This window comes from Arthrobacter glycogeni (genome assembly GCF_054511155.1).
In genome coordinates, this window is record NZ_JBTNDE010000005.1 from 74212 (window position 1) to 97920 (window position 23709).

21 protein-coding genes and 1 riboswitch are annotated in these 23709 nt (G+C 64.4%); of the genes, 19 read left to right on the top strand and 2 right to left on the bottom strand.

Going from position 1 to position 23709, the window contains the following annotated elements; translation table 11 throughout:
* Positions 1-73 precede the first annotated feature (73 nt).
* From ACX80O_RS05000 to ACX80O_RS05035, 8 genes are all read left to right on the top strand, one after another.
* Entirely contained in the window at positions 74-253 is a 180-nt protein-coding gene (locus ACX80O_RS05000; protein WP_459307501.1) for a CsbD family protein, read from the top strand.
* A gap of 199 nt (positions 254-452) precedes the next feature.
* A riboswitch (glycine riboswitch) is annotated at positions 453-555 on the top strand.
* 152 nt (positions 556-707) lie between these two features.
* Positions 708-3545, top strand: coding sequence for an aminomethyl-transferring glycine dehydrogenase (gcvP, locus tag ACX80O_RS05005; protein WP_459332739.1), 2838 nt, complete (start codon positions 708-710; stop codon positions 3543-3545).
* 67 nt (positions 3546-3612) lie between these two features.
* Complete coding sequence (gcvT, locus tag ACX80O_RS05010; protein WP_459332740.1) at positions 3613-4719, top strand: glycine cleavage system aminomethyltransferase GcvT; 1107 nt, start codon at positions 3613-3615, stop codon at positions 4717-4719.
* Positions 4720-4754: 35 nt separating this feature from the next.
* Positions 4755-5138: a glycine cleavage system protein GcvH gene (gcvH, locus tag ACX80O_RS05015; protein ID WP_459332741.1), complete on the top strand. Its 384-nt coding sequence runs from the start codon at positions 4755-4757 to the stop codon at positions 5136-5138.
* The gene (glyA, locus tag ACX80O_RS05020) at positions 5135-6463 is read left to right on the top strand and encodes a serine hydroxymethyltransferase (protein WP_459332742.1); all 1329 of its coding nucleotides are present in this window, start codon (positions 5135-5137) and stop codon (positions 6461-6463) included. Before gcvH ends, glyA begins: the two co-directional genes overlap by 4 nt.
* 8 nt (positions 6464-6471) lie before the next feature.
* A complete protein-coding gene (locus tag ACX80O_RS05025) occupies positions 6472-7845 on the top strand; it encodes an L-serine ammonia-lyase (RefSeq protein WP_459332743.1) in 1374 nt (457 codons plus the stop codon).
* 3 nt (positions 7846-7848) lie between these two features.
* Positions 7849-8652, top strand: a complete 804-nt coding sequence (locus ACX80O_RS05030) for a methylenetetrahydrofolate reductase (RefSeq protein WP_459332744.1) — start codon at positions 7849-7851, stop codon at positions 8650-8652.
* Between the two features lie 61 nt (positions 8653-8713).
* Positions 8714-10294, top strand: coding sequence for a glucoamylase family protein (locus ACX80O_RS05035; protein ID WP_459332745.1), 1581 nt, complete (start codon positions 8714-8716; stop codon positions 10292-10294).
* Here the strand turns inward: ACX80O_RS05035 and ACX80O_RS05040 are convergent.
* Positions 10291-10920 carry a TetR/AcrR family transcriptional regulator gene (locus ACX80O_RS05040; RefSeq protein WP_459307509.1) on the bottom strand — a complete coding sequence of 210 codons (630 nt, stop codon included), beginning with the start codon at positions 10918-10920 and terminating at the stop codon, positions 10291-10293. The two genes, ACX80O_RS05035 and ACX80O_RS05040, sit on opposite strands and share 4 nt — an antisense overlap.
* A 134-nt stretch (positions 10921-11054) precedes the next feature.
* Between ACX80O_RS05040 and ACX80O_RS05045 the strand changes: the two genes are divergently transcribed.
* From ACX80O_RS05045 to ACX80O_RS05060, 4 genes are read left to right on the top strand one after another with little or no spacing between them, the layout of a single operon-like run.
* Entirely contained in the window at positions 11055-12326 is a 1272-nt protein-coding gene (locus ACX80O_RS05045; RefSeq protein WP_459307510.1) for a sugar ABC transporter substrate-binding protein, read from the top strand.
* A 2-nt stretch (positions 12327-12328) separates the two neighbouring features.
* Entirely contained in the window at positions 12329-13276 is a 948-nt protein-coding gene (locus ACX80O_RS05050) for a carbohydrate ABC transporter permease (protein ID WP_459332746.1), read from the top strand.
* 1 nt (position 13277) lies between these two features.
* Positions 13278-14159: a carbohydrate ABC transporter permease gene (locus ACX80O_RS05055; RefSeq protein ID WP_459307512.1), complete on the top strand. Its 882-nt coding sequence runs from the start codon at positions 13278-13280 to the stop codon at positions 14157-14159.
* A 31-nt stretch (positions 14160-14190) separates the two neighbouring features.
* Positions 14191-15366, top strand: a complete 1176-nt coding sequence (locus ACX80O_RS05060; protein WP_459332747.1) for a glycoside hydrolase family 1 protein — start codon at positions 14191-14193, stop codon at positions 15364-15366.
* A 97-nt stretch (positions 15367-15463) separates the two neighbouring features.
* Here the strand turns inward: ACX80O_RS05060 and ACX80O_RS05065 are convergent, their stop codons facing one another.
* Complete coding sequence (locus ACX80O_RS05065; RefSeq protein WP_459332748.1) at positions 15464-16066, bottom strand: P-loop NTPase family protein; 603 nt, start codon at positions 16064-16066, stop codon at positions 15464-15466.
* Between the two features lie 121 nt (positions 16067-16187).
* Here ACX80O_RS05065 and ACX80O_RS05070 point away from each other — a divergent pair, with 121 nt between their 5' ends.
* The 7 genes from ACX80O_RS05070 to ACX80O_RS05100 all read left to right on the top strand — a co-directional run bounded on the left by ACX80O_RS05070 (position 16188) and on the right by ACX80O_RS05100 (position 23709).
* Complete coding sequence (locus tag ACX80O_RS05070; RefSeq protein ID WP_459332749.1) at positions 16188-17870, top strand: ABC-F family ATP-binding cassette domain-containing protein; 1683 nt, start codon at positions 16188-16190, stop codon at positions 17868-17870.
* Positions 17871-17973: 103 nt separating this feature from the next.
* Positions 17974-19146 carry an MFS transporter gene (locus ACX80O_RS05075; protein ID WP_459332814.1) on the top strand — a complete coding sequence of 391 codons (1173 nt, stop codon included), beginning with the start codon at positions 17974-17976 and terminating at the stop codon, positions 19144-19146.
* A gap of 97 nt (positions 19147-19243) precedes the next feature.
* Positions 19244-20236, top strand: a complete 993-nt coding sequence (locus ACX80O_RS05080) for an efflux ABC transporter ATPase subunit, DrrA-related (protein ID WP_459332750.1) — start codon at positions 19244-19246, stop codon at positions 20234-20236.
* A complete protein-coding gene (locus ACX80O_RS05085) occupies positions 20233-21066 on the top strand; it encodes an ABC transporter permease (protein WP_459332751.1) in 834 nt (277 codons plus the stop codon). Before ACX80O_RS05080 ends, ACX80O_RS05085 begins: the two co-directional genes overlap by 4 nt.
* A 37-nt stretch (positions 21067-21103) precedes the next feature.
* Positions 21104-21862, top strand: a complete 759-nt coding sequence (locus ACX80O_RS05090) for an ABC transporter ATP-binding protein (protein WP_459332752.1) — start codon at positions 21104-21106, stop codon at positions 21860-21862.
* Positions 21859-22614, top strand: coding sequence for an ABC transporter permease (locus ACX80O_RS05095; protein ID WP_459332753.1), 756 nt, complete (start codon positions 21859-21861; stop codon positions 22612-22614). Before ACX80O_RS05090 ends, ACX80O_RS05095 begins: the two co-directional genes overlap by 4 nt.
* Before the next feature lie 147 nt (positions 22615-22761).
* Positions 22762-23709, top strand: a complete 948-nt coding sequence (locus ACX80O_RS05100) for an ABC transporter ATP-binding protein (RefSeq protein WP_459332754.1) — start codon at positions 22762-22764, stop codon at positions 23707-23709.

Consider the following 23709-nt stretch of genomic DNA (forward strand, 5'->3'; position numbering starts at 1 on the left):
CGTCTTATAACTGTAGGAACTCAGATTTTGGGTGTACCTACCAAGCAACTACCCACCTTAGAGAGAAGGACCTATGAGCTTCATGGATAAGGCAAAGAACAAGGCCGAAGAACTTGCTGGCAAGGCGAAGGAAGCCGTCGGTGACGCCACCGACAACCAGGACGTCAAGCGCGAGGGTCAGGTCGACCAGGGGTCGGCCCACACCAAGCAGGCTGGCGAGAACGTCAAGGACGTCTTCAAGGGCGACAAGTAGTCCTTCGAATCAGAGGATCGGCCACTACCGGCCGGTCCTCTGGGGTTTAACGTGCCGGCGGGGTCGACCTGGACACTTGGGGTGAGGATGTCCACCCCAAAGCTCCAGATTGCTCACCAGAACACGGGAAACGCGGTTTTTGGCACTCACGTGCACCGCCGAGTAAGCTAGGTCACGATTCTCATAACTTCATAGCCCTTGATCTGCAGCGGGAGAGTACTTCCGTAGACACACACTCCGGCAGGCGCCGTAGGAGCAAATCCTCCCCAGGAATCTCTCAGGCCCAGTACCGCTGCGGCTAGGCAACTCTGGAAAGCAGGCGGACAGCTCACGTCCACCTCACCGACGGTGCAAGCAGGCGTGTAGTCCTGCGGAATCTCTCAGGTCCCATACAGAGCGGGGAGGAACTCACCACCGTCCGGGCCGACGCCCGGACCTCATCAAGGGAGTTCCCATGACTGCTCAGCCCCTCACCGAATCGACTTTCGCCGACCGCCACATCGGCCCTCGCTCGACCGCCGCCACCCAGATGCTCTCCATGTTGGGTTACCCCAGCCTCGACAAGCTGGTTGAGGTCGCTGTCCCCGCGAACATCCGCTCCGCCGGACCGCTGAACCTCCCCGCAGCGCTCAGCGAGTCGCAGGTGCTCGCGCAGCTGCGCGCCATCGCCGGTAAAAATACGACGGCAGTCCAGATGATCGGCCAGGGCTATTTCGACACCGTGACCCCGCCGGTCATCCGCCGCAACGTCCTCGAGGCCCCTGCCTGGTACACCGCGTACACCCCGTACCAGCCCGAGATTTCCCAGGGGCGCCTCGAAGCTCTCCTGAACTTCCAGACCATGGTCCAGGATCTCACCGCACTACCGATCGCCAACGCCTCATTGCTTGACGAAGCCTCAGCCGTCGCCGAGGCAGCGCTTCTGATGCGCCGGTCCGGCAAGAACAAGGGCAAGACGGTGCTCGACGCTGACTGCCTGCCGCAGACGATCGCCGTCGTCCGGGGCCGCGCCGAAGCCCTCGGCTTCGAGGTGGAAGTTGCAGACCTCAGCCAGGGACTCCCCGATGGTGACATCAACGGCATCATCCTTCAGCAACCGGGCGCCTCGGGCGCCCTCCGCGACCATGGTTCGCTCATTGCGGCAGCGCACGACGGCGGTGCCCTCGTCACCGTCGCCGCCGACCTCCTGGCACTGACCCTGATCATGGCGCCGGGCGAGCAGGGCGCGGACATCGCCGTCGGCTCCGCCCAGCGATTCGGTGTCCCCCTCTTCTTCGGCGGCCCACACGCCGCGTACATGGCGGTTCGTAAGGGCCTCGAGCGGATGCTTCCCGGCCGACTGGTTGGGGTGTCGAAGGACGCCGACGGCGCACCCGCCTACCGTCTCGCCCTGCAGACCCGTGAGCAGCACATCAGACGTGAAAAGGCGACGTCGAACATCTGTACCGCTCAGGCGCTGCTGGCCATCGTCGCCAGTATGTACGCGGTCTATCACGGCCCGGACGGGTTGAAGGCCATCGCAGAGCGGGTGCACTCACAGGCCGCCCGGCTGGCAGCCTCGCTTGCTGGCACCGTCACTGTTGTCCACGCCGACTTCTTTGACACCCTGTTGCTGAACGTCCCGGGAAAGGCCACGGAATTCCTGGCCAGGGCCGAGGCCGCGGGGATTAACCTTCGTCTGGTCGACGAGGATCATCTGGGGGTCTCCTGCGACGAAACCACCACCGAGGAGCACCTCGCCACCCTCGCCGACGTGTTCGGTGTCGACCAGGTTGCCGAGCTGCACGGCCCGGCAGCGATCCCAGCGGATCTGGTCCGCACCTCGACCTACCTGACCCACCCGGTGTTCGCCAGCCACCGCTCGGAAACCCAGCTGCTGCGGTACCTGCGCCGCCTCTCCGACAAGGACCTCGCACTGGACCGCACCATGATCCCGCTGGGCTCGTGCACCATGAAGCTGAACGCCACAGTGGAGATGGAGCCCATCTCCTGGCCGGAGTTCGCCACCATCCACCCGTTTGCCCCCGCCCACCAGACCGAGGGCTGGCGCTGGCTGATCGAAGATCTTGAGGACAAGCTCGCCGAGATCACCGGCTACGCCAAGGTGTCCATCCAGCCCAACGCTGGCTCCCAGGGCGAACTGGCCGGGCTCCTCGCGATCCGCGGCTACCACCTGTCCCGCGGCGACCAGGACCGTAACGTCTGCCTGATCCCTTCCTCCGCCCACGGCACCAACGCCGCGTCAGCAGTGCTGGCAGGGATGAAGGTCGTGGTGGTCAAGACCGCCGACGACGGCAACATCGACCACGACGACCTCGAGGCAAAGATTGCCCTGCACGCCGAGCGACTCTCGGCCATCATGATCACCTACCCCTCGACGCACGGCGTGTTTGAGGAAGATGTCCGCTGGGTCTGCGGTCAGGTGCACGACGCCGGCGGCCAGGTCTACATCGATGGCGCCAACCTCAACGCACTGGTGGGCCTGGCGAAGCCGGGAGAGTTCGGCGGCGACGTCTCGCACCTGAACCTGCACAAGACGTTCTGCATCCCGCACGGCGGCGGCGGGCCGGGCGTAGGCCCGGTCGCGGTTGCCGAGCACCTTGCGCCGTTCCTGCCCGGCGACGCGGCAGCACCGGACACCGGGTCGGCTGGTGTTCCCATCTCCGCCTCACGGTACGGTTCCGCGGGGGTGCTCCCGATCTCGTGGGCGTACGTGGCCCTGATGGGAGGCGAAGGCCTGACCTCGGCCACCGGCCATGCCCTGCTGGCCGCCAACTACGTTGCGGCCCGACTCACCGAGCACTTCCCCGTGCTCTATTCCGGTGAAAAGGGTCTGGTGGCGCACGAGTGCATCCTTGACCTGCGGCCATTGACCACTGCCACCGGGGTGACCGCCGAGGACGTCGCCAAACGCCTCATTGATTACGGTTTCCATGCACCGACACTAAGCTTCCCCGTCGCCGGAACCCTGATGGTTGAGCCCACCGAGTCCGAGGACATCGGCGAGCTGGACCGTTTCATCGACGCCATGATCGCTATCAAGGGCGAGATCGACCAGGTGCAGGCAGGCGAATACACGCTGGAGGAGAGCCCGCTGCGGCAGGCGCCGCACACCGCGTTTGCGCTGATCAGTGACACCTGGGATCAGGCGTACCCGCGCGAACTCGCGGCCTACCCGGTACGGACGTTAAAGCACAACAAATACTTTCCTCCCGTGCGACGCATCGACGGCGCGCACGGCGACCGCAACCTGGTGTGCTCCTGCCCGCCCATTGAGGACTTCGAACACTGAAGCTTGTACCCGCTCGGCCGCCGGCCGCGCGGGTAGACCCAAGACGCTCGACTGGAAGGACTCACCCATGACCAAGCAGACAGCCCTGTACGCCGAACATGAACTACTTGGAGCAAGTTTCACCGACTTCGGTGGATGGCAGATGCCCCTGAAGTACCGCAGCGAACTCGAAGAGCACCACACCGTCCGCCGCGCAGCGGGACTCTTCGACCTCTCCCACATGGGCGAGGTGTGGGTCACCGGCACCCAGGCCGCCGGGTTCCTAAACTATGCGCTGGTGGGCAACCTCGCCGCTATCGCCGTCGGGAAAGCCAAGTATTCGCTGATCTGCACCGAGGACGGCGGTGTGATCGATGACCTCATCGTCTACCGTCGTGCCGACGACCGGTTCCTCGTGGTCCCCAACGCCAGCAACGCCGACACCGTTGCGGCGGCCCTGCAGGAACGCTCGGAAAACTTTGACGTGACTGTGGAGGACAAGTCGGAAAGTACCGCACTGATCGCTGTGCAGGGCCCCGCAGCAGAGGCCATTCTGCTCGAAATCGCCGCCGCCGAATCTCGCCAACCGATCACCGACCTGAAATATTACGCCGCTGTCGAGGTGGAACTGGCCGGACTGCAGGTCCTGCTGGCCCGCACCGGCTACACGGGTGAGGACGGCTTCGAGCTGTTCATCAGCAATACCGAAGCGGTGCAACTGTGGAAAGCGGTCGCCGCAGCCGGAGTGAAACACCAGCTGGCGCCCTGCGGGCTCGCCTCGCGGGACTCGCTCCGCCTTGAGGCGGGGATGCCGCTCTACGGCAACGAGCTCGGGTTGGACACAAACCCCTTCGAGGCGGGTCTCGGTGGGGTGGTCAGCCTGAAAAAGAGCGACAACTTTGTCGGCCGGTCAGTGCTGGAACCACTCAAGGAAGCGCAGCTGAAACGGAAACTGGTCGGTCTGCAGGGCACCGGCCGCCGGTCGGCGCGCGCCGGGTATGAGGTCGTCGTCGACGGCTCGGTCGTTGGCACAGTGACCTCGGGGCTTCCCAGCCCGACCCTGGGCTACCCCGTGGCGATGGCCTATGTCGAGGCGGGGCTCGCCGAGCCGGGTACTGAGGTTCACGTCGACCTCAGGGGAAAGCCGGAGTCCTTCACCGTGGTCCCCACCCCGTTCTACCGCCGCCAGAAATAACCACATTTCACATACCCCGAAAGGCATATACCCACGTGAGCATCATTAAACCAGGACTCCGCTACTCGGCCGAACACGAATGGATCGACGCCCCACCAGCCGGACCGGCCACCGTCGGCGTGTCAGCTATCGCCGCCGATGCGCTTGGCGACGTCGTCTACGTCAGCCTCCCCGAGGTGGGCGACACCATCACCGCCGGCGAAAGCTGCGGTGAGGTCGAGTCGACCAAGTCAGTGTCCGACCTCTATGCCCCCGTCACCGGTGAGGTCACCGAGATCAACCAGGACGCCGTTGATAATCCAGGTGTCCTCAACGAGGATCCCTATGGAGCAGGTTGGCTATTCAAGGTCGACGTCGCCAGCGAGGGCCCACTCCTCTCCGCCGGGGAATACGCCGCGACGAACGGGATCGACGCATGAGCACCCAAATGCAGCCCGACACGATCGGTCACCTCAACGCGAACCTCGTCGACCTCGATCCGGAGGTGGCACACAGCATCGACGCTGAGCTCACCCGGCAGCGCAACGGACTCGAGATGATCGCCTCCGAGAATCACACCCCGGTGGCAGTCATGCAGGCGCAGGGCTCGGTGCTGACCAACAAGTACGCCGAGGGCTACCCCGGCCGCCGCTACTACGGCGGCTGCGAGCACGTCGATGTCCTCGAACAGTTGGCCATCGACCGCGTCAAGGCACTCTTCGGTGCGGGTTTCGCCAACGTCCAGCCGCACTCCGGAGCACAGGCAAACGCCGCCGTCATGCACGCCCTGATCAAACCCGGCGACACCATCATGGGCCTGAACCTCGCCCACGGCGGCCACCTGACCCACGGCATGCGGATCAACTTCTCCGGCCGGCTCTACAACGTGATCCCCTACCAGGTGCGCCCTGATGATTATCGGGTGGACATGGACGACGTCGAACGCCTCGCCCGCGAGCACAAGCCGCAGCTCATCGTCGCGGGCTGGTCCGCCTACGCGCGGCAGCTCGACTTTGAACGGTTCAGGAGCATCGCCGACGAGGTGGGCGCATACCTGATGGTCGACATGGCACACTTCGCCGGTCTGGTCGCCGCAGGGCTGCACCCCAGCCCGGTGCCGCACGCCCACGTCACCACCTCCACCACGCACAAGACCCTGGCCGGTCCGCGCGGCGGGATCATCCTCAGCAACGACGCCGCGATTGCCAAGAAGATCAACTCAGCAGTGTTCCCGGGTCAGCAGGGCGGACCGCTCGAGCACGTCATCGCCGGCAAGGCTGTCGCCTTCAAGATCGCTGCTTCCATCGAATTTAGGGAACGCCAGCAGCGGATCCTGGATGGCGCGCGGATCCTTGCGGACCGACTCACCCAGCCGGACGTCGCCGAGCACGGCATTTCGGTGGTCAGCGGTGGTACCGATGTTCACTTGGTCCTGGTGGACCTGCGGAACTGCGAACTCGATGGCCAGCAAGCCGAGGACCGGCTCGCGCAGATCGACATCACCGTCAACCGCAACGCAGTGCCCTTCGACCCCCGGCCACCCATGGTCACCTCGGGACTGCGGATCGGCACGCCCGCCCTCGCCAGCCGTGGATTCGAAGCCGCAGCCTTCGTCGAGGTGGCCGACATCATCGCGGAGGCCCTCATCGCTCCGGCGAACGCCGACCTCTCGGCACTCGGGCAACGGGTGGAAGCGCTGGCGGCAGAGCACCCGCTGTACGCAGACGTCGTGCCATTCGGCGCGGGCACCCAGAACCACGGCTAAGGAACTCCATGCCCATCAGTGCGTTCGACCTGTTCAAAATAGGGATCGGCCCCTCCAGCTCCCACACCGGGGGGCCGATGACCGCCGCGTTCCTTTATACGGAGCTGATGGAGCAGCGCGGCCTGGCGGATGCAGTGCAGCGGGTCGAGGTAGAGCTGTTCGGCTCGTTGGGCGTGACCGGCCACGGGCACGGCACCATCAAGGCGGTCATCCTGGGGCTCGAAGGCGAGCGGCCGCAGCTGGTCGACCCGGTGGCCGCCGGTCCCCGCGTCGATGAGGTGGCGCAGACCCGCCGGCTGCGGTTCGCCGGTCGCCGGGAGATCGACTTCGATCCTGAGGTAGACCTGATCATGCACCGGCGGAAGCGGCTCGACTTCCACACCAACGGGATGCGGTTCCATTCCTACGGCGCCGACGGCAGCGAGCTGCTGGTCCGGGACTATTTCTCCGTGGGCGGCGGATTCGTGCTGGATGAGGACCAGATCGGCGCGGACCCCGCCGCGGAGGCGACCGTGCCGGTGCAGCACCCCTTCAACACGGGGGAGCAGCTGCTGGAGGTGTGTGCCGCAAATGGTAAATCATTCTCGGAGATCGTGATGGCCAACGAGCTGTCCTGGCGCACCGAGGCCGAAGTCCGCTCCGGCCTCCTCGACATCTGGGACGTCATGCAGGACACCATCCACCGCGGATCGACCACCGATGGAATTCTTCCGGGCGGGTTGGGCGTACGACGTCGGGCAGCAACCCAGCTCCGCTTGCAGCAGAAGGCCGAGGACCCCCATGACAAGCTGAGCACAATGGAATGGGTGACCCTCTTCGCCCTGGCCGTCAACGAGGAAAACGCCGCCGGGGGCCGCGTGGTCACAGCACCCACCAACGGTGCTGCGGGGATCATCCCGGCAGTCCTGAAATATTATGTCGACTTCGTCCCGGGAGCCAACGACAACGGCGTCGTCCGCTTCCTGCTCGCAGCCACGGCCATTGGAGCATTGTTCAAGCAGAACGCGTCGATTTCCGGCGCCGAGGTCGGGTGCCAGGGAGAGGTGGGATCCGCGTGCGCCATGGCAGCCGGGGCGCTCGCCGAGGTACTCGGTGGGACTCCCGAGCAGGTGGAGAACGCCGCCGAAATCGGGATCGAGCACAATCTGGGACTGACCTGCGACCCCGTCGGCGGGCTGGTGCAGATCCCCTGCATCGAACGGAACGCCGTCGGCGCCATGAAGGCGATCACCGCCGCCCGGATGGCCGTCCGGGGCGACGGAATACACCACGTCTCGCTCGACGTCGCCATCAAAACCATGCGGGACACCGGTGCGGACATGATGGACAAGTACAAGGAGACGGCCCGTGGGGGGCTTGCGCTGAACGTCGTCGAGTGCTGAGCCATGGCTGAACCTCTACTGTCCATCCCGCTTCGGGTCGAAATTGTTCCCCAGGCCGGTATTGTCGAGGCGCTGCAGCAATACCTGCCGGCGCCGGCGGTCATTACCATCACGTGTTTGCCGCGGCACGGGGCCGAGGAGACCGTCGATCTGGCGGTGCGGCTGGCCGACCTCGGGTACCGGGCCGTGCCGCACCTCGCGGCCCGTTCCCTGACGTCCCGCGAGCAGCTCGCCGGTTTCCTGGCACGTTTGCAGGCAGCCGGGGTCTCCGACATCTTCGTGATCGCCGGGGATGCTGACGCCGCAGTTGGACCCTATCCGTGGAGTGGGGCGCTGGTGGAGGACATCACGTCGCTGGGCGGCGGCTCCTTCAGGCTGGGAACCGCCGCCTACCCCGAGGGCAGGCCCGGCGCATCAGCCACTGAGCTCACTGACCTGCTTCTGAAAAAGCAGGACCTGTGTTCCTGGGCCGTGACCCAACTCTGCTTCTCCGGACCGGTCCTCGATACCTATCTTTCGGAGCTGCGAACTGCAGGTGTCACTCTGCCTGTCTGGGCCGGAGTGCCGGGCGCGGTGCGCCGCAGCAGGTTGATCTCCCTTGCCGCACGTATCGGGGTGGGCCCGTCGCTGAAGTTCGCGCGGCGGTCCCTGAGCGGCGCCGGAGGGGGCTCGCTGGTGCGCAGCGTGTTGGCGCCGTCGTCGTACGACCCTGCTCCGCTGGTCCGGACGGTCCTCGACTCGGGAAGTTTCGCAGGAATCCACGTGTATAGCTTCAACGACCTGGAATCGATCGCGGGAATCGGTTAAATACCTTGTGTGTGTAAGGTTTTTATGGAACCCTGAAGTTCATCCGAACAAAGGAGTTCCCATGAAGTTGCCTAACCTCCAAGCTGTCCCGGGCTCACGGCCGACTGGTCGACGTTGGACAGCGCTCGCACTCGGGGCGGCAGCTGCAGTCGTTGCACTCGTTGCACCGACCGCGGCGGTCGCCGAACCGGGCGGCAAGAAGTCCGACCCGCTGACGCAGTACGCTGTCGACACCTGGGCCTCGCTGGCGGCGATGACCGACGAGACCACAGGCCTGCCAGCTGACAACATCGAGGGTGACCTCAGCACACCCAGCGAATACACGAGTCCGACCAACATCGGCGGCTACCTCTGGTCGACCATTGCCGCCCGGGACCTCAAGATCATTGATCGGAAAGAAGCTAGCGCCCGGCTAGCGACTACTCTCGACACTCTCGAGACACTCGAGGTGCATGAGGCCAGCGGCATGTACTACAACTGGTATTCGCCAACGGATGGCAGCAAGCTCACCATCTGGCCGGACAGCGGCGACGTTGTCCATCCGTTCCTCAGCACAGTCGATAACGGCTGGCTCGCAGCAGCGCTCAGGGTGGTGGCCGAGGCGGAACCGCGCCTCGCCAAACAGGCCGACGCGCTCTACGACAGCATGGACTTCGGGTGGTACCACGACCTCAACGCGCGGGAGGGAGTGAGCCTCAACCGCGGCGGGTTCTGGGATGCTCCGCCGGGGAATGGCTGTGCAGTGGCCGACAACTACGGCGATGAGGGCCCGGACGTGTATTACACCTGCCACTGGTACGACACGTCGGTGAGCGAGGCACGCATTGCCACCTACTTGGGCATCGCCAACGGTCAGATTCCCCCGTCCGCCTACTACGGCACCTACCGCACCATGCCGGACCGCGGCTGCGACTTCGGCTGGCAGGAACAGAAGCCAACCGGTGAAACTCGTGAATACCTGGGGGTGAGCGTCTTCGAGGGCGTGTATGAGTACCGGGGGATGAAGCTCGTCCCGGCCTGGGGCGGCAGCATGTTCGAGGCCCTGATGCCCGACCTGTTCGTTCCGGAGGCCGACTGGGGTAAACGCTCCTGGGCTCCGAACCACGAGGCTACCGTCCGGTCGCATATCGAACACGGCATGGACGAGGCCGACTATGGGTACTGGGGATTTTCGCCGGCCAGCGACCCCTTCGCCTCCTATCGGGAATATGGGGTAGAGGAGATCGGTATCAACAGCACCGGTTACGCGAGCGACGTCGAGAGTACTGACGTCGACAAAGGGTACGACGGCTGCCGGGAGGCTACCAATCCCGCACCCGAATTTGGTGACGGCGTCGTCACGCCCCACGCGGCGTTCCTGGCGCTGCCCTACGACCGCGAGGCAGTCCTGGACAACCTCGACGGCATCAAGAATGAGCTGGGCGCCTATGGCCCCGGCGGGTTCTACGACTCGGTTGCGGTTGGCAGCGGAACCGCCGCCGAGCGGTACCTTAGCCTGGATCAGTCGATGATTATGGGCGCCATCCTCAATGAGCAGAAGAAGGACAAGCTGAAGGACTACTTCGTGGACCGCGGGTTTGAAAAGGCAGTCCGCCCGCTGGTTGAAGCTCAGGTGTTCGGCACCGACCTGGGCGGGAACTAGTCTCTTCCTGAACCCGCCGCCCCAACGGGTGCCGGGTTCAGGAAGTAACCCCGAACAAACTCGTCGAAGACTCCGGTCATATCCACTGTGTCGTCGAGGAGCCACTGCTGCTGCAGCCCGTCCATGACTGCGGCGATGAGCCGGGAGGCGTGGTGGACATCAAGGTCACCACGCACCAGTCCGTCGCGTTGCGCGTCGGCGAGGATTTTTGCCGTCTGCTCTGCCCGATCGGCATAGCGGGCGGCGAAGTATCCGTGCGCCGGGTGGTCGCCATTGGTGGCCTCGGCTGCTATCACCGTATAAAGCGAAGTCAGTCCGGGCGTGGTCTGGTTGTAGGAGACCACGCGCCGCATCTGCTGCAGGAGGGTGTCTTCGGCAACATCGCCGGCCGCTTCCTTCACCCGCTCGTCCCGCTGCCGGAGGACCTCGGTGAACAGTTCCTCCTTGCTGGCGAAGTGATGCATCAGCCCGGCGGGTGTCAGGGCTACCCGTTTGGCGATCTCCCGCAAGGATCCGCTGTGAAAGCCGCTTCGCCCGAAGACGACCAGTGCGGCATCGAGAATCTCCTGGCGCTTAGCCTGGCCTTTGGCGTAACTGCCGCGTTTCCGGTCGGGGGAGATAGTCATGAACAAAAACCTATCGCATGAGGGGAAATAAAAACCTTCCGCATGTAAGGTTTTTGTGGTAGCTTTGCAACGAACTCCGGTGGCGAACGCTGATTCCCGCGGAGCATTTCACACCATCCACTGGAGGCAACACTATGAATCAATGGCGATCATGGAGCGCGGTAGCCGTTATCGGCGCGCTCGCACTGACAGGATGCGGCCGCGAAGAAGGCGGCGAGGCCGCCGCAGAGGCGGGTGCCTCGATCGATGACACCCCCGCGGCTGGGGAAGTCACCATTTGGGCGATGGGCAACGAAGGGGAAGTGCTCGACCAACTGGCTACCCAGTTCGAGGAGGAGAACCCCGACGTCACCATCAACGTGACCCCGGTTCCGTGGGAAAGCGCCCATGACCGCATTGCCACTTCTATTGCTGGCGGGGAAACCCCCGATATTTCGATGCTTGGCACCACCTGGGTGGGCGAATTCGCTGCAACCGGTGCCTTGGAGCCCACCCCTGAGGGCCTGGTCGAGGAGAGCGACTTCTTCGAGGGTTCCTGGGGCACGGCAGTGGTCGACGACGTCGCCTACGGTATCCCCTGGTACGTGGACACCCGCGCCATGTACTACCGGACCGATCTGGCCGAGGCCGCGGGAGTGGAACCCCCCACCACCTGGGACGAATTCAAGACTTTCACTGAGGGACTCCAGTCGGAAGGTTCCGAGGTTGGCGTGTCATTACCGCCCGGCGGGTTCGATTCCTGGCAGTACGTGGCCCCGTTTGTCTGGCAGCAGGGTGGCGACATCATGAATGAGGACGGCACCGAATTCACCTTCGAGACCCCCGAGTGGAAAAAGGCCTTCGAGTACTACGCGAGCTTCTTCGAAGACGGGATTTCCGATCCGGTGCGGCTTGAGACCGGCGAAATTGAGCAGAAGTTCATCTCCGGTGAGGTGGGCTCGTTCTTCAGCGGCCCGTTCCACGTCGGTCTCCTGGAAGAGCAGGGCGGGGAGGAATTTGCTGACAAGTTTGACGTTGCAATGGTCCCTGGAGCCGAGTCGCAGACCAGCTTCACCGGCGGTGGCAACCTGGCCGTGTTCAACGACAGCGAAAATCGGGATGCCAGTTGGAAGTTCGTGAGGTGGCTCGGCGAACCCGAGACGCAGCTGGAGTGGTACGGTATTTCCACGACCCTTCCCAGTGTGCAGGCAGCCTACGAGGATCCGACCTTCGCCGACGATCCGAACCTGAGCGTCTTCGCAGCCCAGCTGGAGGATTCGAAGGCCCCGCCGGCCATCCCCACGTGGGCACAGGTCTCGGCGGTGATCGACCAGGAACTCGAAAAGGTTACCCGCGGCGACACCACGGTTGATGAGGCGCTGGCCGCTATCCAGAGCCAGGCCGAAAGCATCGGGACAGGCCTCTAACAGTGGTCTCCGCCCCATCGGCAACGGTCGGCGACGCACCGGCGCGAGAGCTTAAACCAGTACGCAAACCGCACTCGCGCCGGAACCGCCAGACGCTCATAGCCTGGGGCTTCGCCGCCCCCTTCCTCATCCTCTTTATCCTCTTCATGGCGGGTCCCATCCTGGCCTCGTTGGCGATGAGTTTCACTGATCTCACCACCCGGGATCTCCGCAACCCCTTCGGCGTGAACTTTGTGGGGCTGGAGAACTACATCGGTCTGTTCAATGACCCCCGGTTCGTTCGATCACTGGTGAACACTGCGGTGTTTGTGCTGGTCGGGGTTCCGCTGACCATGGCCCTGGCATTGCTGGTGGCGCTCGCCCTCAACAGCGGGATCGCCCGGTTCCGCACTATCTTCAGGGTGGGCTACTACGCCCCGGTGGTGACGAGCATTGTTGCTGTCGCCATCGTCTGGCGGTTCATCCTGCAACCTGACGGTCTGTTGAACGGGTTCCTCGACGTATTCGGCATCGCCGGGCCGAACTGGCTGGAGGACGAATTCTGGGCGTTGCCGTCGCTGATCGCTATGGCAGTATGGCGGAACATTGGCACCTTGATGGTGATCTTCCTGGCCGGTCTCCAGGGAGTGCCGCGGGAGCTTCATGAGGCCGCAATGGTGGACGGAGCTAACGCCGTCCAGCGGTTCTGGAACATCACGCTTCCAGCAATGCGTCCTCCGATCCTGTTTGCTGCGGTCATCACAGGTATCGGGTACCTGCAGTTCTTCGAAGAGGCGTATGTGATGACCAGCGGCGGGCCGCTCGACGCGACCTTATCCACCGCCATGTACACCTACGACCAGTTCGGTTTCGGCAATTACTCCTACGCTTCGGCGGCCAGTTACGTGTTGTTCCTGGCGATCGTCGTCTTGTCGCTGATCCAGTTCCGGCTTCTCGGAAAGAAGGATTGAGATGGCAGTTTCAACCGTTCCGCCGGTCGACCTGGTTACCCAGACGAGGCCACGCCGTTCGCCCCTGCGGCAGCGACCCAAGGTGTGGCTGTATCTGGTGCTGACGCTCGGCATGATCGCGATGATCCTGCCTTTTGTGTGGATGATTCTCGGATCGTTCAAGACGAATGCCGAGATCCGTCAGTATCCGTTGAATTTCTGGCCGCTCGAGCCCACCCTGGACAACTACACCGAACTGTTCGTGCGGCTGGACTTCGCGACGTTCTTCGCCAACAGCCTGGTGGTGGCCATTTTCGTCACCGCCGGGAACATCATCTTCTCCTCAATGGTGGGCTACGCCCTGGCGAAACTTGAGTTCGCCGGCAAAAAGGTTCTCTTCATCCTGGTCCTGGGGACCCTGATGGTGCCGGGGGTGGTTACCTTCGTGCCGCTTTTCGTGCTGACCGCGAACCTGGGTCTGGTGAACTCCTACCCCGGGCTGATCCTGCCCTTCCTGATCGCACCGCTGGGTGTGTTCCTGATGCGGCAGTTCATGCTGAGCCTGCCCGACGAGCTCATCGAGGCCGCACGGATTGATGGGGCCAGCGAGTGGAGGATCTTCCTCCGCGTCATCATGCCCCTGTGCGGGCCGGCGGTGGCCACCCTGACCATCCTCACTTTCCTGGCGTCGTGGAATAACTTCCTCTGGCCGCTCGTCGTTGCCACCAGCGAGGACCGCTACACGCTCCCCGTCGCCCTGGCCCTGTATTCGGTCGGCCAGAACGCCGCCGAGTACGGGCTGATGATGGCGGGCGCCGTCGTCGTCGTCCTTCCCATCCTCCTGATTTTCGTGCTGCTGCAGAAGTACTTCGTGCAGGGCATCGCGCTGACAGGCATCAAATAGCCGGCTGACGCCGGCGGAAAGTAGCAAACCTATGAACTTCCCGAATGGGTTCCTTTGGGGTGCGTCCACAGCGGCGCACCAGATTGAAGGCGGCAACGTCAACTCCGATTGGTGGCAACGCGAGCATGGCCACCTTCCCGGCGCGCCGGTCGAGGCTCCAAGCGGCGACGCCGCGGACAGCTACCACCGTTACCGTGAGGATATGACCCTGCTGGCCGACGCCGGTCTGACGTGTTATCGCTTCAGTATCGAATGGGCACGGATCGAACCCGAGGAGGGGTTCGTGTCCCGGGCGGCGCTGGACCATTACCGCCGGATGGTGGCCACCGCCGTCGAACTCGGTCTGACGCCGATGGTGACCCTGCACCACTTTACGAATCCGATCTGGTTTGCCCGGGCCGGAGGGTGGAAGGATTCGAGGTCGGTGGAACGTTTCGCCCGCTATGTGGAGCACACGCTTCCCGTGCTGGACGGTGTTGAACTGGTCTGCACCATCAACGAGCCGAACATGGTGGCCGTGCTCGCAGACCCTGAGCAGGGTTTCCCATCGGTGGGCCTCCCGGCAGGCAACCCGGAGGTCACGGCTAACCTTGTCGCTGCCCACCGCCGTGCAGTGGACATCCTCCGGGCCGCTGGTAAGCAGGCTGGGTGGTCGGTTGCCACCCAGGCCTACCAGGCGGAGACCGGGGCCGACGACGTCACCGAGGAGTATGGGCGCACCCGCGAGCACGTCTTCCTGGAAGCCTCGGCCGGCGACGACTGGGTGGGGGTTCAGGCCTACACCCGGACGAAGGTCGGCGCTGAGGGTCCGCTGCCGATTGATGACGGCGCCGAACGCACCCTGACCGGGTGGGAATACTACCCGTCGGCCATCGAGTACGGGATCCGCAACTCGTGGCGGCGCAACGGTGTGCCCATCTATATCACCGAGAACGGCATCGCGACCGGTGATGACGCCCGCCGGATCGATTACACGCGGGGCGCCCTGGAGGGCGTCGCCCGGACCATTGCCGACGGGATCGAGGTGCGCGGCTACCTGCACTGGAGCGCTCTGGACAACTACGAGTGGGGCAGTTTCAAGCCAACCTTCGGGCTGATCGGGTGGGACGCCGAGACCTTTGAACGGCATCCCAAGCCGAGCCTCGGGTGGCTGGGCCGGGTGGCGCAGGCGAACTCGCTCCCCGAGTCCGCGAAGGTGTCCTCCTAGGGCCTGCGCCCAGCCCCACCTCGCACAGCCTTGGCCCGCCCCCGCCCGGCCCTGGATGAGTCAACACTTATGACCGGTTTTCGCCGTGAAACCTGTCCTATCTGCTGACTGGATCCTGGGGTGGGGTGGGTGAGCCTGGCGAGCGGGCGCCAGAGGTGCTCTCGACCTCTCGGAGCCAGCGTTCCAGGTCGCGGGGGCGGGTGAAGCGCAGCACCGGGACGTCGCCGTCGTCAATAAACTTCCTGATCCGCGCCCGCTTCCGGGGGAAGCTTTTGAAGTGCCACACCAGGATGGAGTCGCGGGCAACAGTCCTGCGCGCCGACTCCCGGTTGCCGTTGCAGACCTCATCTCCGCGGACCACCCGACGGAGCGTGCGCCGGACCAACCGCAACAAGGAGACCCACCGGGCGTAGTCCAGGGCGATGATCAGCTCGGCGCGGGGGAGCACCTGGCCCGCCCACTTGGCATAGGCGGTGTCGAGGACCCAGCGCTCGCCGGCTGTGAGGCTGCTGGCCAGCCGGGCCTGATCCTCTGGATCGCGTTCGGTCCACCCCGGTAGCCACCCGATCTGGTCATCAGCGGACACTTCGGGGAGGCCCGTCGCCGTCGCGTACCGGCGGGCGGCGGTGGACTTTCCCGACCCGGTCACCCCGTAAAAGAGGACTCGTTGTGGCCGGACTGGGGCAGCAGCACTGGTCATCGGTTCATCCTGCCATAGGCGGCATGCGGCTCCCATCCGATTCGGTGGCGGTGGCGTGGGGCGGGTCGGGCCGCTCGATGGGCTGGAACGCGGGTTTGCCCCCGGATGACAGACTTAAGCCGTGGCTCACCTAGACGTATCCAACATCGACTACTTCCTCTCTGACGGACGGCAACTGCTTAACGCCGTCAGCTTCAAGGTCGGCGACGGTCACAAGACGGCCCTGATCGGCCCTAACGGCACCGGGAAGACCACCCTGCTGCGCATCATCGCCGGGGACATCACCGCCGATGAGGGTGCGGTCACCCGCTCCGGCAACATGGGCATCATGCGCCAGTTCGTCGGCCAGGTCAGGGACGAGACGACGGTCCGGGACCTCCTCGTCTCCGCCGCACCGCCAGCGCTCGCCAAGGCCGCCACAGCGGTCGACGACGCCGAGCTCGCCATGATGGAGAACGACGACGAACCTACCCAGATGCGCTACGCCCACGCCATCACCGAATGGGGGGACGCCGGCGGATACGAACTGGAAACCACGTGGGACGAAGTCACCATGGCTGCACTCGGGGTGCCCTACGCCCGGGCCCAGTACCGCGCGTCGTCGTCGTTGTCCGGCGGCGAACAGAAACGGCTGGTCCTGGAGGCGCTGTTCTCCGGGCCGGATGAGCTGCTCCTCCTTGACGAACCAGACAACTACCTCGACGTGCCCGGCAAACGCTGGCTCGAGGCGAAACTGAACGAATCCAAAAAGTCAGTGCTGTTCGTCAGCCACGACCGGGAACTGCTGGCCAACGCGGCCACCCGCATCATCACCCTGGAGCCGGGGGCGCTCGGCGCGTCCAGCTGGATCCATGGCGGCGGTTTTGAGAGCTACCTGCAGGCCCGCACCGACCGGAACCTGAGATTTGAAGAACTGCGCCGGCGCTGGGACGAGGAGCACCTCAAGCTCAAAGAGCTCGTCAACATGTACAAGAACAAGGCAGCCTTCCGGTCCGACATGGCCAACCGGTATCACGCGGCCCAGACCCGGCTGGCCAAGTTCCTCGAAGCGGGACCACCCGAGGCGATCCCGATCGAGCAGAACGTCACCATGCGGCTCAAGGGTGGGCGCACGGCCAAGCGCGCCGTCGTCGCGCAGAAACTTGAACTCACCGGACTGATGAAGCCGTTCAGCACCGAGATCTGGTTCGGCGACCGGGTGGGAGTGCTTGGATCCAACGGCTCGGGCAAGTCCCATTTCCTGCGCCTTCTGGCCAGCGGTGGCACCGATCCGGAGCGGGAGCACGAACCGGTCTCCGAAGTCAGCATCCAGCCTGTACCCCACGAGGGAACGGTCAAGCTCGGGGCCCGGATCAGACCCGGATTCTTCGCGCAGACCCATGTGCGCCCCGACCTGCTGGGGCGAACCCTCCTGGACGTCCTGCACCGCGGTGACGACCACCGCTCGGGGCTGCCGCGGGAGGCAGCCTCCGGCGTGCTGGACCGCTACGGCCTGGCCGGGCAGGCGGAGCAACTGTACGACTCACTCTCGGGCGGACAGCAGGCGCGGCTGCAGATCTTGCTGCTGGAACTGTCTGGGGCCACCCTGCTGCTGCTCGATGAGCCGACCGACAACCTCGACCTCCATTCGGCCGAGGCGCTGGAAAAGGCCATCGACGCCTTCGAGGGCACCGTGCTGGCCGTCACCCACGACCGATGGTTCGCCCGCAGCTTCGACCGGTTCATGGTCTTCGGATCCGACGGCAAGGTGTACGAAACCGGGGAGCCGGTCTGGGATGAGGGCCGGGTCCAGCGAGATCGCTGAACATCACCGGCCCGCCATGTGTCTGACCCTACGTTCGCGGCGGTAGACCGTCCGCGGCGATTGCGCATACGGTTTACTGGTGCAAACTAATGTGTCTCCGGCAATGTGGGCGACGTTCGCCGTCTTTGGGCTCAACGGTCTGGTCTTCGCCAGCTGGGCAGCCCGGATCCCGGCGGCATCGTCAACGCTCGGCCTCAGCGACGGCCAGACCGGCGCACTTCTGTTGGCCGCCGCGGCGGGATCAGTACTCGCGCTTCCCCTCGCGGGAAGTGTCTCCGGCCGGGTAGGGGTCGCCAACACGGTCCGGATCGGTGGCGTGGTGTCGGCCGCCGCCGCCGTGACTATCGCCGCCGGATTGACGACGACGTCGATCCCCCTTTCCGCGGCTGGCCTGTTCCTGTTCGGGGTCGGCGTGGCCCTCTGGGACGTGGCACAGAACATTGAGGGCGCCGACGTCGAGCATCGTCTGCGGCGCACCATCATGCCGAAGTTCCACGCAGCGTTCAGCGGGGGCGCCTTCGCCGGCGCGATGATTGGCGCCGGACTGTCGGTACTCGGCGTCGACCTGTCCTATCACCTGCTGGGAGTGGCGGCAGTGGTGTTGGTGGTGGCCCTATGGGTGCCCCGCTATTTCCTGCCGGAAATCTCCCACGCCGACGCGCACCCCGACAGCCCCCAACCCGGCCGGTTCGCCGCCTGGCTGGAGCCGCGCACGCTCCTCATTGGGTTGGTCGTGCTGGGCGCAGCGCTCACCGAAGGGGCCGCCAACGATTGGGTTGCGACGGCCACCGTCGACGGCCTCGATGCGAAGGAAGAAATTGGCGCGGTGATGTTCGGCGTGTTTGTCGGCGCAATGACTTTGGCCAGGTTTCTCGGCGGTTCAGTAATTGACCGTTTCGGCCGGGTGAGGGTCCTGCAAATCAGCCTGGGGTCGTCGCTGGTCGGTCTGCTCCTCTTCGTGTTCGCACCAACCGTTCCACTCGCCGGAATCGGCGCCGTGCTGTGGGGAGCCGGCGCAGCACTGGGCTTCCCGATGGGCATGTCCGCAGCGGCGGACGAGCCACGGCACGCGGCCGCCCGGGTATCGGTGGTTTCCACTATCGGCTACCTGGCCTTCCTCGCCGGCCCACCCCTGCTCGGCTTCCTCGGGGACATCGTGGGCATTCGCAATGCGCTGCTCGTCGTGGGGGTGGCAGTGCTCGCCTCGTTCCTGGTGGCACCGGCCGCTGCCGAGCGCTGCACCGGAGTGAATCGGCCGGGAACCCCGGTGTCCTGAACAGGCGGCATAGGGGTTGTCTGCCCCGATTTGCATGAGGACAAAAGCTGTCCTGAATTACTACCTGCAGGTGGCGCTGAACCTTAAGCTTGGTCGCATGACAATTATTGAGGCCCGAGGTCTGAAAAAGATCTACAAATCGAAGAGCGGCCCCGTTCACGCGTTGGACGGTCTGGACTTGCTGGTGCCCCAGGGCACAGTCAAGGCGCTGCTCGGTCCCAACGGTGCGGGCAAGACCACCGTTGCGAAGGTCTTGACGACGCTGATCCAGCCCACCGAAGGAACCGCAGTCGTCGATGGCATCGATGTTCTCGCGAATCCCAGGGCTGTTCGACGCATTATCGGGGCGTCGGGACAATACGCGGCGGTCGACGAGAACCTCACCGGATTCGAGAACCTGGAAATGGTTGGTCGGCTGTACCACCTGGGTGCCAAGACGGCGAGGCGTCGTGCACAGGAGCTGATCGACCAGTTCGAGCTCACCGAGGCTGGCAACCGCCCGGTGAAGGGTTTCTCCGGTGGCATGCGCCGCCGGATCGACCTGGCTGGCGCTCTGGTCATCAACCCAAAGATCCTGTTCCTCGACGAACCCACCACGGGCCTTGACCCACGGAGCCGGCTGGCCCTGTGGCAGATCATCAAGAACCTGGTCAATGACGGCACCACCCTGCTGCTCACCACCCAGTACCTCGAAGAGGCCGATCACCTCGCCGACGACATCGCCGTGATCGACGGCGGTAAAGTGATCGCCGAGGGCACCTCCGATCAGTTGAAAGCGCAGATCGGCGGACACCGTGTGGTCGTTGCGCTCATTGACGAGGCCGACGCCGGCACTGCCAGTGAGATCCTTACCCGCCACGGTGAGGGAGAAGCCCGGGTGTCCGGCGACCGTCGCAGCGTCGAGGTAGCCGTCACCGACGGTCCGCGCGCCCTGCAGTACGTGCTCGCAGACCTCGGTCAAGCAGGTGTCGGCCTGCACGACGCCGGGATGCGTCGCCCAACCCTCGACGACGTCTTCCTCAAGCTCACCGGCCACGCGGCCGAACAAGGGCAGGACGCCGATGTAGCCGAAATGGAGAAAGCCACATGAGTGTCCTCACCAAACAGACCTACCAGAGCACCGGCACCCCAGCGGGTCAGCTACTTTCCGACGGATGGATTGCCACCCGCCGGAACCTGATCAAGATCAAACGCGTCCCGGAGATCCTGGTTTTCACCATCCTGCAGCCAATCATGTTCGTATTGCTATTCAGCCAGGTCTACGGCGGAGCAATGAACGTCTCCGACTACACCAACTTCCTGATGGCGGGTATTTTTGCCCAGACGGTCATCTTCGGGTCAACGTTCTCCGGCGCCGCCATGGCACAGGACCTCAAGGACGGCATCATTGACCGGTTCCGCACGCTGCCCATGAGCCCCGCAGCAGTGCTAATAGGCCGCACCAACGGTGACCTGGTCATCAACAGCATTTCGATGCTGATCATGATGGGTACCGGCTGGATCGTCGGGTGGAGGGTCACCACCTCGATCTGGGGTTTCCTCGGCGGTGTGGCAATCCTGCTTCTCTTCAGCTACTCCTTCAGTTGGGTGATGGCACTGCTGGGCATGAGCGTGCGAAGCCCAGAGGTCATCAACAACGCGTCCTTCATGATCCTGTTCCCGCTGACCTTCATCTCTAATGCGTTCGTTCCCATCCATACCCTGCCTGAGGTGCTCAAGAACATTGCCGAGTGGAATCCGGTCTCCGCCCTGGTGGAGTCGGCACGGCAACTGTTCGGCAACACCAACCCGGATTTCCCGGAACCCACGGCATGGACCTTGCAGAACCCGTTCATCACCATCTTAATTGGTATTGTGCTCATGTTGCTGATTTTCGTGCCGCTGTGTATCAGAAAGTTTGAGTCAATCAGCTCCCGGTAGAGAGCTGTTTCGGGCCAGATGAAGGTCAGGAGCCGCCATGGCACCGCACCAAACCGATCCGCGCAGCGCGGTCGAGATTTCAGCATTAACAGTGACGCGCGCCAAACGGGACGTCCTCAGAAACGTCAACTTCAGCGTTCCCGCGGGTCGGATCACCGGACTGCTCGGGCCCTCGGGCAGCGGAAAGACCACGCTTATGCGGACCATCGTCGGTGTCCAGCGCATCACCTTTGGTACCGTGTCGGTGCTGGATCGGCCGGCCGGCGACCCGGCCCTTCGCCGCGAGGTCGGCTACATGACCCAGAGTCCCAGTGTGTACGCTGACCTCACGGTTGAAGCGAATGTGAGCTACTTCGGCGCCATGCATGGCAGGAGCCGGTCGGATACCGCGGAGGCACTCACCGCCGTCGGGCTGTCCGATCTTGCCCGGCGGAAGGCGTCAGGCCTCTCCGGTGGACAGTTCAGTCGCGTCTCCCTGGCCTGCGCCCTCGTGGCCGCCCCGCGGCTGCTCATCCTCGACGAACCGACCGTGGGCCTGGACCCGGTGCTGAGGGTAGAGCTGTGGCAGCGCTTCGCGGGCCTGGCCGCGAACGGGACCACCCTGCTGGTCTCGAGCCACTCGATGGAGGAAGCCGCGCGGTGCGACTTCCTCAGCCTGCTCCGCGGCGGCCACCTGCTCGCGCACCTCACCCCCGATGACCTTCGACGGCGGGCGGACACCGACAACCTCGAGGCCGCTTTCCTCCGGCTCATCCGCGAAACCGAAACCGACCCCACCGTAGGAGGCGCAGCGTGAAGCCCCGGAGCCTGCTCGCCACCGCGCAGAGAGTGCTCCGTCAGTTGCGCCACGACCCGCGCAGTATCGCGCTCATCCTGGTGGTACCCGGCCTCCTGCTCGCCCTGGTGTATTTCCTGTTCCAGAACGAGACGCTTCCCGCGGGAGCGCCCCGGACGTTCGACCGGGTTGGCCTGATGATGCTGGCCATCTTCCCCTTCGTCGTCATGTTCCTGGTCACCTCCATCACCATGCTCAGGGAACGCACGTCGGGAACCATCGAACGGCTGCTCACCACCCCGATGCATAAGGCGGACCTGCTCTTTGGCTACGCCCTCGCCTTCTCACTGATGGCAGCGCTGCAGGCGATGGTCGCCACCGGGGTGGCCTACTGGCTCTTCAACCTGGACGTAAAGGGCAGCCCCGCCCTCGTGGTGCTGGTGGCCGTGGTGAACGCGGTGCTCGGCGTTGCCCTGGGGCTACTGTGCTCGGCGTTTGCCCGCACCGAGTTCCAGGCAGTGCAATTCATGCCCGTGGTAGTCGTCCCCCAGATCCTGCTGTGCGGGTTATTCGTGGCCCGAGACCGGATGAACGAGGTGCTTGAGGCGGTCTCCAACGTGCTTCCACTGACCTTTTCGGTGGACGCGCTGTTGGAAATCGCTGCACACACCGACGCCACGCAGGCCATGTGGAATGACGTGCTGTCCCTTGCCCTGATCGTGCTCGCGGTGCTGACCCTTGCCTCGTTCACCTTGCGCCGCAACACCGCGTGAACGGCCGATTTTGGCTGACCCCTCATCCAAAAGGTGGATTCGGAAGAGGGCAAACATCATCCCAAGGAGCGGCGACCGGGCAGACGGCAATCCGTAGGGTAGAGGAAGGCCCGGCAACGGGCACCAAGCAACCTAGAGGACACAGCCATGATTGAGGCACACGGCCTGGCGAAGCGCTATGGCTCCAAGACAGCAGTGGATCATGTGTCATTCACTGTTCACCCCGGCAAGGTCACCGGCTTCCTCGGCCCCAACGGTGCCGGGAAGTCGACGACCATGCGGATGATCGTCGGACTGGACAATCCATCGGCCGGCAGCGTGACCGTCAACGGTCGGCGCTACGCCGAACACCGTGCCCCGCTCCGCGAGGTGGGCGCCCTGCTGGACGCAAAAGCCGTTCACACCAAGCGCACCGCCTACAGCCACCTGCGCGCCATGGCGGCAACCCACGGGATTCCCAATAGCCGGGTCAAGGAAGTCATCGAAATGACCGGGCTGGGCCCCGTCGCCAAGAAACGGGTCGGTGGGTTCTCCCTCGGTATGGGCCAACGCCTCGGCATTGCCTGCGCTCTGTTGGGTGACCCCCACACGGTGATCCTCGACGAGCCGGTCAACGGACTGGACCCGGAGGGTGTCCAGTGGGTACGCCACCTTGCCAAGGGGCTCGCCACCGAGGGTCGCACGGTGTTCTTGTCATCCCACCTGATGTCGGAAATGGCGCTGACGGCCGACCACCTGATTGTGATTGGCCGCGGGCGGATCATCGCTGACGCACCCATCGAGCAGATCCTCTCCGGTCAGGGGCAGACCCGCACCAGGGTCCGCACCGACAACCCGGGTGAACTGATCCGCGCGCTCGCCGGCGACGGCGTGACATTGAAGCAGCTGGAACCCGAACTGCTCGAGGTCACCGGGGCGGATTCCCACCGGATCGCTCGCACCGCGCTCGACAACCGGGTGCTTGTGTACGAACTAACACCCTTGCAGGCGTCCCTCGAAGAGGCGTACATGCAGCTCACCAACGACTCAGTCGAGTACCACTCGCATGACCTCCCGCAGACAGCTCAGGCCGCCGGCGTCGGGGAAGGAAAATAG